The organism is Pseudomonas fluorescens, from assembly GCF_002837185.1.
In the GTDB taxonomy this organism is placed as follows: Bacteria; Pseudomonadota; Gammaproteobacteria; order Pseudomonadales; family Pseudomonadaceae; genus Aquipseudomonas; species Aquipseudomonas fluorescens_AM.
On the sequence record NZ_KZ477996.1, the window covers coordinates 160,319 to 174,255 of the forward strand.

Annotated in this window: 12 protein-coding genes; 3 read left to right on the forward strand and 9 right to left on the reverse strand. The window is 60.3% G+C overall.

Translation table 11 applies throughout. From position 1 onward, the window contains the following. Nucleotides 1-3 precede the first annotated feature (3 nt). Nucleotides 4-1,155 carry a M14 family metallopeptidase gene (locus CIB54_RS13925; protein ID WP_101220076.1) on the reverse strand — a complete coding sequence of 384 codons (1,152 nt, stop codon included), beginning with the start codon at nucleotides 1,153-1,155 and terminating at the stop codon, nucleotides 4-6. Between the two features lie 101 nt (nucleotides 1,156-1,256). Here CIB54_RS13925 and CIB54_RS13930 point away from each other — a divergent pair, with 101 nt between their 5' ends. Further along, complete coding sequence (locus CIB54_RS13930) at nucleotides 1,257-1,469, forward strand: hypothetical protein (RefSeq protein ID WP_139111970.1); 213 nt, start codon at nucleotides 1,257-1,259, stop codon at nucleotides 1,467-1,469. A 152-nt stretch (nucleotides 1,470-1,621) separates the two neighbouring features. Here the strand turns inward: CIB54_RS13930 and CIB54_RS13935 are convergent, their stop codons facing one another. Further along, entirely contained in the window at nucleotides 1,622-1,972 is a 351-nt protein-coding gene (locus tag CIB54_RS13935; RefSeq protein WP_101220077.1) for a DUF6124 family protein, read from the reverse strand. Nucleotides 1,973-2,101: 129 nt separating this feature from the next. Here CIB54_RS13935 and CIB54_RS13940 point away from each other — a divergent pair, with 129 nt between their 5' ends. Beyond that, nucleotides 2,102-2,737 carry a LexA family protein gene (locus tag CIB54_RS13940; RefSeq protein ID WP_065953211.1) on the forward strand — a complete coding sequence of 212 codons (636 nt, stop codon included), beginning with the start codon at nucleotides 2,102-2,104 and terminating at the stop codon, nucleotides 2,735-2,737. Here CIB54_RS13940 and CIB54_RS13945 read toward each other — a convergent pair. The 4 genes from CIB54_RS13945 to CIB54_RS13960 form a co-directional block, all read right to left on the reverse strand. After that, nucleotides 2,734-4,659, reverse strand: a complete 1,926-nt coding sequence (locus tag CIB54_RS13945; RefSeq protein WP_101220078.1) for an acetyl/propionyl/methylcrotonyl-CoA carboxylase subunit alpha — start codon at nucleotides 4,657-4,659, stop codon at nucleotides 2,734-2,736. The genes CIB54_RS13940 and CIB54_RS13945 overlap by 4 nt on opposite strands. Next, on the reverse strand, nucleotides 4,656-5,462 hold the full coding sequence (locus CIB54_RS13950) for a gamma-carboxygeranoyl-CoA hydratase (protein ID WP_065953080.1): 807 nt from the start codon (nucleotides 5,460-5,462) through the stop codon (nucleotides 4,656-4,658). Before CIB54_RS13950 ends, CIB54_RS13945 begins: the two co-directional genes overlap by 4 nt. Nucleotides 5,463-5,595: 133 nt before the next feature. Then, entirely contained in the window at nucleotides 5,596-7,200 is a 1,605-nt protein-coding gene (locus tag CIB54_RS13955) for a carboxyl transferase domain-containing protein (RefSeq protein WP_101220079.1), read from the reverse strand. 105 nt (nucleotides 7,201-7,305) lie between these two features. Then, complete coding sequence (locus CIB54_RS13960) at nucleotides 7,306-8,469, reverse strand: isovaleryl-CoA dehydrogenase (protein ID WP_065953082.1); 1,164 nt, start codon at nucleotides 8,467-8,469, stop codon at nucleotides 7,306-7,308. A 150-nt stretch (nucleotides 8,470-8,619) separates the two neighbouring features. Here CIB54_RS13960 and CIB54_RS13965 point away from each other — a divergent pair, with 150 nt between their 5' ends. Further along, on the forward strand, nucleotides 8,620-10,257 hold the full coding sequence (locus CIB54_RS13965) for an AMP-binding protein (RefSeq protein ID WP_101220080.1): 1,638 nt from the start codon (nucleotides 8,620-8,622) through the stop codon (nucleotides 10,255-10,257). 539 nt (nucleotides 10,258-10,796) lie between these two features. On the opposite strand, the gene CIB54_RS13970 is transcribed toward CIB54_RS13965, so the two are convergent. The 3 genes from CIB54_RS13970 to CIB54_RS13985 form a co-directional block, all read right to left on the reverse strand. Further along, complete coding sequence (locus CIB54_RS13970) at nucleotides 10,797-11,696, reverse strand: hydroxymethylglutaryl-CoA lyase (protein WP_101220081.1); 900 nt, start codon at nucleotides 11,694-11,696, stop codon at nucleotides 10,797-10,799. 16 nt (nucleotides 11,697-11,712) lie between these two features. Next, the gene (locus CIB54_RS13975; RefSeq protein WP_057721728.1) at nucleotides 11,713-12,105 is read right to left on the reverse strand and encodes a MerR family transcriptional regulator; all 393 of its coding nucleotides are present in this window, start codon (nucleotides 12,103-12,105) and stop codon (nucleotides 11,713-11,715) included. A 630-nt stretch (nucleotides 12,106-12,735) separates the two neighbouring features. Continuing rightward, nucleotides 12,736-13,752 (reverse strand): IS110 family RNA-guided transposase, encoded by a 1,017-nt coding sequence (locus CIB54_RS13985; RefSeq protein ID WP_101220083.1) that lies wholly within the window; start codon nucleotides 13,750-13,752, stop codon nucleotides 12,736-12,738. Nucleotides 13,753-13,937 lie beyond the last annotated feature (185 nt).

The window sequence follows — 13,937 nt, forward strand, 5'->3', positions numbered from 1 at the left end:
TCGTCAACGCAGGTGGCCGATGATATCGGCCACGCTGCTCAGGACATCCTTGCCCAACTGCCGGGAGCGATCGCCGGACCAGCCGGTTTTCGCGTTGGGCGCATCGTCGTTGTCCTTGAAGGGCATCTCCAGGGTCAGTGACAGGCAGTCGTACTTCTCACCGACCGCATTGCAAGCCAGGGTCATATTGGCTTCGCCCGGCAGATCGCGGGTGTAGCCGTAGGTGGTCTGAAAGTCACGAGTCAATTGGCTCAGGTGGCTGCGGAAGTGTTTTTCCAGGGCTTCGATCCGCGGGCTGTAGCCGGGGTTGCCTTCGCAGCCTGCGGTGAACACGTAGGGGATTTCTTCGTCGCCATGGATATCGAGGAACAGGTCGACGCCATATTTTTCCATCTGCTGTTGCACGAACAGGACTTCCGGGCTGAGTTCCTGGCTGGCGCTCTGCCAGGCGCGGTTGAGGTCCTGGCCCATGGCATTGGTACGCAGGTGGCCATGAAATGCGCCGTCGGGGTTCATGTTCGGCACCAGGTACAGGTCGGCGACGGCCAGGAGCTTTTTCAACTCGCTGCCACCGCTCTGTTGCAGGCGTTCTATCACGCCCTCCATAAACCATTCGGCCATGTGTTCACCGGGATGCTGCTGGGCGATGATCCAGACCTTGCGGCGGCCTTCGCCCCCTTTGCCACGGCGCAGCAGCTGGATATCGCGGCCCTCGACACTTTTGCCGGTGGCCAGCAGCTTGACGCCGGCGTACTTCAGCGCCTGCTCGATCAACCAGTCGTGGCGTTCACGGCTATAGGGTTCGAAGTAGGCGAACCACGCGTGTTTTTCCCGGGTCTGGAGGCTGATATGCAGGATTTCGCCATCAAAGCGTGACGGCACGCGGAACCAATTGACGTGGTCGTAGGATGCCACGGCGTTATAGCCGGTCCAGGCGTGCTTGTAGGACGAACCGCCCGCGTTGCTCAGGCGAAAAGTATGGGTGTGACCTACATGCATGCCTTCGGCCTTGAAGTGAAACCACTGATAATGCTGGCTGCGGGTGTCGGGTTTGATTGCCAGCAACAATTGGTAGGCATCGCTGGCATCCAGGACCTGGATATTGCCGCTGTCGAAGTCGGTGCTGATTTTGATGGACGTCAAGGCCACGGTCATAGTCTGGTTGCCTGAATATGAGGATGTGGCGGCTATCTTACACAGGCAGCAGGCAATGTCTGGAAGCAAAATTGTTGCACGGGGGGAGGGGGGCATCATCCGTGACGCTGCGCCAGCTTAGGGTCTATGAGATTGATTCTCAAGCGCTAAATCGGGAAGATTTGGACTGGGGCCTTGCTGCGCCTTTCTTTTCGCAATGGTCTTTTGCTACCATCCGCGCCATCAAGCAACACACAGTCTTCATTAGCCTGAAGCCATGCCAGAAAAACTGGCAAAAAAAAGACCCGGCCAAAGAGCCGGGTCAAAAACCGTGATTAGCCTGATGAGGAGATATTCCAAGAGTCCGACCTAAGGTCTCTTGGTCTATCGACTGATCTCGCGATCAGCTAGGTCCAATAATAATCATTATCATTTGCAAGTCAAATGTTTTTATCCGTCCGATAGAAATATTTTTCCCGTGTGCCCGTCATCCGCTTGCCTGAGCGTCCGGCGCTCGCAACGACCGCTCCACCATCGCCTTCGCCATATCGATCAAGTACACCACCGAAAATGCCAGGTCACGCTGATTGCCCTGATGGCTGCTCGCCGACTCGTAGGCGGTTGCCGCCGCACTGCGCAGCAGGTCGGAGGCGTGCACCAGCGCTTCCTCCTGGCTGATGCTTGAATTGATGGTGAAAAAGGCTGTGCCCGAGGCTGGCGCAGACATATCTTCTTTCAAGTAATAGTCCAGCGCGCGCTGTGCGGCGCCGCTGCAGTGCATGTCGTGCAGCTCAGTGTTTTCAGGTAGTTCAGGCAGGTGATACGGGCTCGTCGTCATGAGGGGCGGTACTCTGGGTGGGTGTCGAAAACCTTATATCGATGATAGTACGTATCGTATTTATGTCGTTTTATGGATTACTACAAACTGTTTATTGCCGTGGAAAATACGCACCGTATTGTCAGCGCCATGGATAACTGGATAGCGTTGGTGCGAGCCAACATGAAAGACCGCAAGGTCACGCAGGATGAACTGGCGGAGCGCCTGGGCATGTCCCAGGGCGGCGTGGGCCATTGGCTCAACAAGCGCCGCGTTCCGAGCCTGGCGGACATGAACCGGGTACTGGCGGAACTGGGGCTGGGCTACCTTGAAGTGGCGCTGGAGATTCGCGACAGGACGGATGCACAGGCGGCACTGGAGCACCACTACAACCCGTATTTTCGCTACCCGGTCAACGACTGGGGCGGTGTGTGCGAACTGCGTGAAACACGTGCCCATTATGGGCCGGAACGCTTTGAATTGACCGATTACCATGCCCATGGCGACGCCTTCTGGCTGCCGGTGATCGGCGACGCCATGACCGCGCCCACGGGTCTGAGCATCAGCGCCGGCATGCTGATCCTGGTCGATCCGGCTATCGAGGTGCAGCCCGGCAAACTGGTGGTTGCGCAATGGCTGGACAGCCCCCAGGCCACCTTTCGCCAGCTGCAGGCAGACAGCGGCCAGCTTTACCTGGTGCCGCTCAATCCCACTTACCCCAAACTGCTGTTCACCGACGATTGCCGCATCCTGGGCGTGGTCGTGCAAGCCATGGCGAAGTTCTAGTGCGCTGGCTCCAGTTCTACCAGTGCACTGCCTTCGGCGACCATCTCGCCCTCCTGGCAAAACAGTGCCTTGACCACGCCCGCCTCGGGCGCGCGGATGCTGTGTTCCATCTTCATCGCTTCAAGTACCACCAGTTGCGCACCGGCTTCGACGCGTTGGCCGATGTCCACCAGTACGCGCACGATGCTGCCGTTCATGGGGGCGGTAAGGCCGCCTTGAGAGGTGTGACCGGCCTCGGCCGCCGCAATCGGGTCGAACAGGCTGACCGCCTGCATTTCGCCATCCCAGCGCAGATACACCGTGCCTTCATTGCGCACCGCCAGATGGGAGCGATGTATACCCTGGTGTTCGATCACCAGGTGCTCGTCCATGAGTGGCGACGGTGGCCCGGCCAGCGTGACCAGTCGGTCCTGGCCATTGCAGCTCAAATGCAGTGAAACCTGGGCCGGCAGCCCCGCGCGAAAACCGTGGGTCGCTGCCCAGGGTCCGTCACCGGTCGGCAAGGTTTGCATAAAAGCCGAACCTGCCGCCTGCCAGAACTCATCGCTCAACGCTGCGGCCACCGGCAGCAGCTCAGCCTGATAGCGCGGAATAAACCCGGTATCCAGCTCGGCCGCAGCAAAGGCCGGATGGCCAATGATGCGCCGCAGGAAGCCCAGGTTGGTCTTGAGCCCGCCCACCGCATATTCGTCGAGCATACTCAGCAATCGCAGCCGCGCCTGTTCACGGTCCTCGCCCCAGGCAATCAACTTGCCGAGCATCGGGTCGTAGAACGGCGAAACGCTGTCCCCTTGTTCGACGCCGCTGTCCACGCGCCGCCCCGGGCCTGGTCTGGACTCGCGGTACAGCGCCAACCGTCCGGTGGCGGGCAGAAAATCAGTGGCCGGGTCTTCGGCATACAGCCTGACCTCAATCGCATGCCCCCTTAGCGGCACCTGGGCCTGGGTGATCGGCAGCACCTCGCCCTGGGCCACGCGGATCTGCCAGGCCACCAGGTCGAGGCCGGTGATCGCTTCGGTGACCGGATGCTCGACTTGCAGGCGGGTGTTCATCTCCATGAAGAAAAACTCGCCGCGGGCATCCAGCAGGAACTCCACTGTGCCCGCGCCCACATAGCCAATGGCCTGCGCCGCGCGAACCGCCGCTTCGCCCATGGCCTTGCGTTGCTCGGCACTGAATCCCGGCGCGGGGGCTTCTTCCACGACCTTTTGATGACGCCGCTGGATCGAGCAATCACGCTCATTGAGGTACAGGCAGTTGCCGTGTTGATCGGCAAACACCTGGATTTCCACATGGCGCGGTTTGAGCAGGTATTTCTCCACCAGCATCTGCCCGTTGCCAAATGACGACAGCGCCTCGCGCTGGGCGGAGGCCAGGGCTTCTGCCAGCTGGCTGACGTCCTCAACCACCTTCATGCCCTTGCCGCCGCCGCCGGCCGTGGCCTTGAGCAACACCGGGTAACCGATACGCGCGCAGGCCTCCCGGAAGGTCTCCAGGTCCTGGGCCTCGCCGTGATAACCCGGCACCAGCGGCACGCCGGCGGTGTCCATCAGCGCCTTGGCCGCCGACTTGCTGCCCATGGCGTCGATTGCCGAGGCGGGCGGGCCGAGGAAGATCAAGCCCGCTGCCTCGACGGCCCGAGCGAACCCGGCGTTTTCCGAAAGAAAACCGTAGCCCGGATGAATCGCCTGGGCGCCGCTGGCGTGGGCGGCGGCGATCAGTTTATCGATCTGCAGGTAACTGTCAGTGGCCTTGCTGCCGCCCAGGTCGACACGAATATCCGCTTCGCGGCTGTGCCGCGCATCACGGTCGATCGCACTGTGCACGGCCACGGTGGTCAGCCCCATCGCCTTGGCGGTGCGCATGATTCGGCAGGCGATTTCGCCACGGTTGGCCACCAGCACGCTAGTCAATGTGCTCATGGGTGCGGCTCCTTGGATTGCCAGCTGGGTGCGCGTTTTTGCAGAAAGGCGCGCAAGCCTTCCTGACCCTCGGCACTGACCCGAATTCGCGCGATGGCGTTTTCGCAGTAACGCCGCAGCGCCGGGGTAAGGGCACCGTTGCCCACCTCACGCAATAAGTCTTTGCTCGAACGCATTGCCGCCGGGCTGTTGTGCAGCAGGTTGGCGATCCACTCATCCACCCGTTGCTCCAACGTCTCGACCGGGTAGCTTTCCGCCAACAGGCCGATCTCCCGCGCACGCTGGCCGCCAAACCGCTCGGCCGTCAAGGCATAGCGACGGGCCGCGCGTTCACCGATGGCCTGCACCACGAATGGGCTGATCACCGCCGGTGCCAGGCCGATACGCACTTCAGACAGACAGAACTGCGCGTCATCGGTGCCGATCGCCATGTCGCAGCAACTGATCAAGCCCAGCGCGCCGCCGTAAGCGGCGCCTTGTACCACCGCCAGGGTGGGGATTTTCAGCTTGGCCAGGTTGTACATCAACTCGGCCAGTTCACGGGCGTCGTCCAGGTTGGTGTGGTAATCCAGCTCGGCCGATTGCTGCATCCAGGCCAGGTCGGCGCCGGCGCTGAAGTGCTTGCCGCGCCCGCGCAACACCAGAAAGCGCAGGGACGGGTCGCCCTGTACGTGGTCGAGAGCGATGATCAGTTCGCGGATCATCTGGGCGTTGAACGCGTTGTTCTTGGCTTCACGACTGAGCCACAGCGTGGCAAAGCCACGGCTGTCGGTGATCAGTTCGAGGGTGTTGAAATCGCTCATGCAAGAAGCTCCGTGAAAATGAGAGGCCTCCTGTAGGAGCAAGCTTGCTCGCGAAGGTCGTCAACGATAACGCGGGTATCCAGGATGTACGCGTTGACTGGACGTTTTTCGCCAGCGAGCTCGCTCCTGCAGGTCACATGCGGAACACGCCGAAGCGGCTCGGCTCGATAGCGGCGTTGAGGGCGGCGGACAGTGCCAGGGCCAGCACGTCGCGGGTCTGCAGCGGGTCGATGACGCCGTCATCCCACAGGCGTGCGCTGGAATAGTACGGATGGCCCTGGGTTTCGTATTGGTCGAGGATCGGCTGCTTGATCGCCGCTTCTTCCTCGGCACTGAACGCGTTGCCGGCGCGCTCGGCCTGCTCGCGCTTGACCTGCACCAGCACGCCCGCCGCCTGTTCGGCGCCCATCACGCCGATGCGCGCATTGGGCCACATCCACAAAAAGCGCGGGTCATAGGCGCGACCGCACATGCCGTAGTTACCGGCACCGAAACTGCCGCCGATGATCACCGTGAACTTCGGCACCTTGGCGCAGGCCACCGCCGTCACCAGTTTGGCGCCGTGCTTGGCGATGCCGCCGGCTTCGTACTTCTGGCCGACCATGAAGCCGGTGATGTTCTGCAGAAACAGCAGCGGAATCCCGCGCTGGCAGGCCAGCTCGATAAAGTGCGCGCCTTTTTGCGCGGCTTCGGCGAACAGAATCCCGTTGTTGGCCAGGATCGCCACCGGGTAACCGTGCAGATGTGCAAAGCCGCACACCAGGGTGGTGCCGAACAGCGCCTTGAACTCATCGAACACCGAACCGTCCACCAGCCGTGCGATCACTTCGCGCACATCGAACGGCTGCTTGGCATCGGCCGGAATCACGCCATAGAGCTCTTCGCCGCTGTACAACGGCGCGACGGGCGTGCGTTGGCGCAACTCACCCTGCTTGCGCCAATTGAGGTTGGCCACGCTGCGGCGGGCCAGGGCCAGGGCGTGTTCATCGTTGTCGGCATAGTGATCGGCCACGCCGGAAATCCTGCAGTGCACATCGGCACCGCCGAGGTCTTCGGCGCTGACCACTTCGCCGGTGGCGGCCTTCACCAGCGGCGGGCCCGCGAGGAAAATAGTCGCCTGCTGGCGCACCATGATCGCTTCGTCGGCCATGGCCGGCACATAGGCTCCACCGGCGGTGCACGAGCCCATCACCACGGCAATCTGCGGGATGCCCTGGGCACTCATATTGGCCTGATTGAAGAAGATCCGCCCGAAATGCTCGCGGTCCGGGAACACTTCATCCTGGCGCGGCAGGTTGGCGCCGCCGGAGTCCACCAGGTAAATGCACGGCAGGCGGTTCTGCTCGGCGATGGTCTGGGCGCGCAAGTGTTTCTTGACCGTCAACGGGTAGTAGGAGCCGCCTTTCACGGTGGCATCATTGGCGACGATCATGCATTCGACGCCTTCCACGCGGCCGATGCCGGCAATCACGCCGGCAGCCGGTACGTCTTCGCCGTACACCTGGTGGGCGGCCAACTGGCTCAATTCGAGGAACGGCGAGCCCGGGTCGAGCAAACGATTGATGCGCTCGCGTGGCAGCAGTTTGCCGCGTGAGGTATGCCGCTCCTGGGCCTTGGCGCCGCCGCCTTGTTGTACCTGGGCGAGGAGGGTGTGCAGCGCGTCGACCTGGCGGCGCATCGCCGCGCTGTTGGCGACGAATTCCGCCGAGCGCGGGTTGAGCTGGGTGTGTAGAAGCATGGGCTACTCCGTAGCAGCTTTAAGTTTCGAGCTACAAGCTACAAGTTAGAAGCAAGAGCACCGTCCTCTTGCCGCTTGAAGCTTGTCACTTGCCGCTGACGAAATTCATTTCGTCTCATTAAACAGTTCGCGACCGATCAACATCCGCCGAATCTCACTGGTGCCGGCGCCGATTTCGTACAGCTTGGCATCACGCAGCAGGCGCCCGGCGGGGAATTCATTGATGTAGCCGTTGCCGCCCAGGATCTGGATCGCATCAAGGGCCATTTGCGTAGCGCGTTCGGCGCTGTACAGGATCACGCCAGCGGCGTCCTTGCGCGTGGTCTCGCCGCGCTCGCAAGCCTGGGCCACCGCGTAAAGGTAGGCGCGACTGGCATTGAGCTGGGTGTACATATCGGCGACCTTGCCCTGGATCAGCTGGAACTCGCCGATGCTCTGGCCGAACTGCTTGCGGTCGTGGATGTAGGGCACGATCAGGTCCATGCAGGCCTGCATGATTCCGGTGGGGCCGCCGGAGAGCACCACGCGTTCGTAATCGAGGCCGCTCATCAGCACTTTGACGCCGCCATTGAGCACGCCGAGGATGTTTTCTTCGGGGACGTGCACGTCATCGAAAAACAGCTCGCAGGTGTTGGAGCCGCGCATGCCCAGCTTGTCGAACTTGTTGCTGCGACTGAAGCCTGCCCAGTCGCGCTCGACGATGAACGCGGTGATGCCGTGGGCGCCCTTTTCCATGTCGGTCTTGGCGTAGATCACGTAGGTATTGGCGTCGGGGCCGTTGGTGATCCAGGTCTTGCTGCCGTTGAGCACGTAGACGTCACCGCGCTTGTCGGCGCGCAGTCTCATCGACACCACGTCGGAACCGGCATTCGGCTCGCTCATGGCCAGGGCGCCGATGTGCTCGCCGCTGATCAGCTTGGGCAGGTACTTGAGTTTCTGTGCGTGGCTGCCATTGCGGTTGATCTGGTTGACGCACAGGTTGGAGTGGGCGCCGTAGGACAACGCCACCGAGGCCGAGCCACGGCTGATTTCTTCCATGCTCACCACATGCGCCAGGTAACCCAGGCCCGCGCCGCCGTACTCCTCCGGCACGGTAATACCCAGCAGGCCCATGTCGCCGAACTTGCGCCACAGGTCGGCGGGAAACAGGTTGTCGATATCGATCTGCGCTGCGCGGGGCGCGATTTCCTTGGCCACGAAGGACTGCACCTGGTCGCGCAGCATGTCGATGGTTTCGCCGAGGGCGAAGTTCAGGGACGGGTAACTCATGGACAGGCACCTTAATGTGAGCTTTTGTTGTTGTGTAGGCAAGGCGCGGGGGAGGGCGCTCACCTTTACGTTAACGTAAGCTTGCGTTGCGGCGCTGTCAATCGTAGTTTACGTTTACGTCAACCTACAAAAAAGACAACAGGGGTCGTTATGGATCAACCGAATCCGAGCTACAGCCGTGGCTCCCAGGACAAGGCCTTGCTGGCCATGACCATTGGCGAGGCGTTCGATCGTACCGCTGCGCAGTATCCTGATGGGGAAGCCTTGGTGGTCCGCCACCAACAGCGGCGCTACACCTGGCGGGAGCTGGCCGAGACGGTTGATCTGCATGCGCGGGCGTTCCTCGCCCTGGGCATGCAAACCGGCGACCGCCTGGGCATCTGGGCACCCAATTGCGCCGAGTGGCTGGTCTGCCAGGTGGCGAGCGCGAAACTCGGTGTGATTCTGGTCAATATCAACCCGGCGTATCGCACCAGTGAGCTGGACTACGTGCTCCAGCAGTCCGGTTGCCAGTGGCTGGTGTGCGCCAGCGCGTTCAAGACGTCCGATTACCACGCGATGCTGCAGGAACTCAAGCCCGACCTGCGCCGCATCATCAGCCTGGACCCCAACCCACCTGCGCCATTCATGCCTTGGGCGCAATTGTCGGCGCTGGGGGGGAGCGTCCCTGCGCAGCAACTGCATGCCCGCCAGGCCAGCCTGCATTTCGATCAGCCGGTGAATATCCAGTACACCTCCGGCACCACCGGCTTTCCCAAAGGCGCCACCCTCAGTCACCACAACATTCTCAACAACGGCTATATGGTCGGTGAAAGCCTGGGGCTTGCCGCGCAGGACCGTTTGGTGATTCCTGTGCCGCTGTACCACTGTTTCGGCATGGTCATGGGTAACCTGGGGTGCATCACCCACGGCACCACCATGATCTATCCCAATGACGGCTTCGACCCGTTGCTGACGCTGACCGCCGTTGCTCAAGAGCGCGCCACCGGCCTGTACGGCGTGCCAACCATGTTTATCGCGCTGCTCGATCACCCACGCCTGGGCGAGTTCGACTTGTCCAGCCTGCGTACCGGAATCATGGCCGGCTCGACCTGCCCGATCGAGGTGATGCGCCGCGTCATCGGCGAACTGCACATGGGTGAAGTGCAGATTGCCTATGGCATGACCGAAACCAGCCCGGTGTCCTTGCAGACCGGCGCCGATGACGATCTGGAGCGCCGTGTGACCACCGTAGGCCGCACCCAGCCGCAGCTGGAAAACAGGATCATCGACGGTGACGGCAACACACTACCACGCGGTGAAATAGGCGAACTGTGCACGCGCGGTTACAGTGTGATGCTCGGCTATTGGAACAACCCCGAAGGCACTCGCGATGCCATCGACGAGCAGGGCTGGATGCACACCGGCGACCTGGCGACCATGGACGAACACGGTTACGTGTGCATCGTCGGGCGCAACAAGGACATGATCATTCGCGGTGGCGAGAACGTATATCCACGGGAGCTGGAGGAGTTTTTCTTCACCCATCCGGCCGTGGCTGATGTGCAAGTTATCGGTGTTCCCGATGAACGCTACGGTGAGGAAATCGTCGCCTGGATCAAGTTCCACCCGGGCCAGGTGGCGAGCGAGCTGGAACTGCAAACCTGGTGCAATGGCCGCATCGCCCACTTCAAGAGGCCCAGGCACTTCAAGTTCGTGGACGCGTTTCCGATGACGGTGACGGGCAAGATCCAGAAATTCCGGATGCGCGAGATCTCAATCGAAGAGCTGCGAACACGCTCGCAATGACTCACAGAAAGCACAAAGGGGACCCGAAGGTCCCCTTTAATGTGTCGTTGCGTGCTCTTTTTTATTATTGAGGGGCGGCCTGTTGTTGTTTTTGGTAGCCGTGACCCGTACCGCTGTTTTGGCGACCCCCATCCGGGGTCAAGAGCAAACGTATTTTTTTGAGCGCTGATCTGCTTCTTCGTAAACGATCCAACCAGTGGGTAGCTACCTGAGGTAGTTTTATTTTTCTCTAACCGGTTGCGGGTTTCGGCACGCCGTACCCTGCAAAGCACATCTTCTCCAAAAAAATCTGTTAGCTGCGTCTCTGCCGTGTTGTTTTTGTTATGTCAGAGTCGTTTCGTCTTATTTTTATTAGGTTTGGTGCTTTTTATTCTTGTTATGCCATAGAGATAGCAGAAGCCGTGCCAACTTTTTAAAGTCCTTTAAAATCAATGGTTTGATTTTTTAGCAGGTTATATTTCTCTGGATTGGCAACGGATTATGTTCCCGCGTTACCCGTTATGCCGGGCTGAGGTAACACATTGTCACAGGTGTGCTACTCAACCGACGTTACGCGCCTTCGCCACACGCGATCCACTTGCCCGTCCCAGCACCTGGCTGATCTGCTGGCCCGCGCCAATCAGGCGCTCCAGGTCTATACCCGTGTCGATCCCCAGCCCATTGAGCAGGTACACCACATCCTCGGTGGCGACGTTACCGCTCGCGCCCTTGGCATAAGGGCAGCCGCCGAGGCCCGCGATAGAGCTGTCGAATACCTGGATGCCTTCCAGCAGGCTGGCGTAGATGTTGGCGATCGCCTGGCCGTAGGTGTCATGGAAATGCCCTGCGAGCTTGTCGCGCGGCACTTGTGCGCCGACCACCTCGAACAGTCGGCGTGTCGCGCCCGCTGTGCCGGTGCCGATCGTGTCGCCCAGGGACACCTCATAGCAGCCCATCGCATACAGTTCGCGGGCGACAGCCGCCACCTGTTGCGCAGCAATATCCCCTTCGTAGGGGCAACCCAGCACACATGACACATACCCGCGCACGCTGATGCCGTGCTGCCGGGCCGCCGCCATGATCGGCGCAAACCGCTCCAGGCTCTCGCTGATGGAGCAGTTGATATTGCGCTGGGAAAACGCTTCGGACGCCGCCGCAAATACCGCGACTTCCTTGACCCCGGCCGCCAGTGCATCCTCAAAGCCGCGCAGGTTCGGCGCCAGCGCGCCATAGGTCACGCCAGGCTTGCGCTGGATCTGCGCGAACACCTCGGCGGAGCCGGCCATCTGCGGTACCCACTTGGGCGACACGAAACTGCCCACCTCGATATAGCCCAGGCCGGCGGCGCTCAAGGCGTCCACCAAGCGCACCTTGTCGGCGACGCTGATCGGTCGGGCTTCGTTCTGCAAACCGTCGCGTGGGCCGACTTCCACCAGGCGTACGTGTGAGGGGAGGGTCATGGCGGTTACCTTCTGGTCAATGGCCGGCCTGGCGCATGGTGTGTGCCAGGGCCTGGGTGCAGCGCTCTTCGGCGGTGTCCAGTTCCAGCTTCATTTGTTCGATATCCAGCAACTGTTGCTCAAGCTGCTCACGGCGCTCGGCGATCTTTGCCAGCATGCTGTTGAGTTGAATGTGGTTGCCGCTGGTGGGGTCATAGAGCTCGATCAACTCGCGGCATTCGGCCAGGGAAAAGCCGATGCGCTTGCCGCGCAGAATCAGCTTGAGGCTGACCTTGTCCCGCGCCGAGTAGATGCGCTCCTGGCCCCGGCGCTCGGGGGCCAGCAGGCCTTGCTCCTCATAGAAGCGAATGGCGCGGGTGGTGATATCGAGCTCGCGGGCGAGGTCGGAGATGCTGTAGGTGGTGCTCATGGCGGTGCTCGAGAAAGTCCTGGGGCTAAGCTAATGGCAGGTTGACGTGAACGTCAAGGGCTCCCTTGCTGGTGCTCCATAATCCAATGTGGGAGGGGCGGTGCGACGATTCGACTTGCCCTCGATGGCGGCCTCTGGGCCGACCGGGCTTTTGTGTCGATCCCGGTCCAAATGTGGGAGGGGGCTTGCCCCCGATGGCGGCCTCGGGGCCGACCGGGCTGTTGTGTCGATCCTGGTCCAAATGTGGGAGGGGGCTTGCCCCCGATGGCGGCCTCAGAGCCGACCAGGATGTTGGATTGGACCGAGTACATATCCGTTTCTGCGGTCATGGCTGCTATTGGTTCCGCTTTTACAGCGGGTCACTTTTGGAAAAGAGCCCCAAAAGTAATGTATGGTCAGCCCACCTTTTGCTATCCAGTCACGATGAACGGTAAATCAGGCTTGCGCTAATGTATTCGGGCTCCATGTGAGCGCGGGTACACGCTCGGCCCTTGATGAGTATTCGCTCCTGCCTGTCCTGAAAAGGGCTTCAGCTTAGAAAGCTATTTTGCTTACCAGGTTCTCAGCCAGGGTATCTGCCGTTTATCGCCATCAATTACTGACGTCGCAAAAGCTGGTGGTAAAACCGGATTACGCGGTGGCATGCCCGTTGTAGGTGCCACCTTTGGTCAATATCGCCCAGACAATCCTGGCCATTTTATTAGCCAGCGCGCAGGCAACTTTGTTGAGTGGTTTTCGGGTCAATAGGTTTCTAGCCCAGACTCCAAGGGCATCGTTTCGTTTATCAATTCGGTAAAGCAGGGTTTGGGCACCTTGCATCAACAAGGTTCGCAAATACTTATCGCCCCGCTTGCTTATGCCCAACAGTGTGGTTTGGCCTCCGGTCGAGTATTGCCGTGGCACCAATCCCAGCGAAGCCGAAAAATCTCGGGACGATTTATATATCGAAGCGTCCCCGACATCGGCCACCAGCGCGCTAGCGATGAGGGGGCCGATGCCGGGGATGCTCTGTAATCTTTTGCCGGCGTCACTCCCATTTACTTGCTGCTTGATCTCGGTATCCAGCGCTTTGATTTCGCTGGTCAATTGACGAATGTCATCAAGCATCCGACTAATGGCCTGCTGCAGGAGCAGAGGTAGATTGTGCTCTTCCATCAATGCAGGAACCCGCTCCAACGCGGCATAGCCGGTGGGAAAGATAACGCCAAACTCAAGTAAGAACCCGTGCACCTGGTTGATCACTCCGGTGCGTCGACTCACCAGTGATTTACGCAGTTTATGCACGGTCGACAGCACCTGCTGGTCAACCGATTTCACCTGTACAGATCGCGTTCTGGGACGTGATGCGGCTTCGCAAATAGCCTCGGCATCAATGAAGTCGTTCTTGTTGCCTGTGACGTAAGCCTTCACATGCTGTGGCGCAATCAGTTGGACTTGATGACCGAGCTTGGTGATTTCTCTGGCAAGAAACTGTGAACCCCCACAGGACTCCATGGCGACTTTGCAAGGTGGCATTTGTGCAAGTAATGGCAGCAACTGTCGGCGATTAAGCTTCTTGCGTAATACCTGATGGCCTTGTGCGTTTTGGCCGTGCAAGTGGAAGCTATTTTTGCCAATGTCGATGCCTAGAATCGTTACGCTGTTCATGAGAAAGCCTCCTCAGGAAAAGTGAGAACCTCAGTAGTGTAGACCTGAGGTTCTCGCCGGGCTGACCATCTCATTAGGGCTCTTGCCCCACCACTCGGCACCTCGCTAATGCTCGGTGTGCCCTCACTCCGGCTTGAATCCGTGGGCCGCCGCAATGGGCCATCCCTGGCCCAGTGCGGCTAACC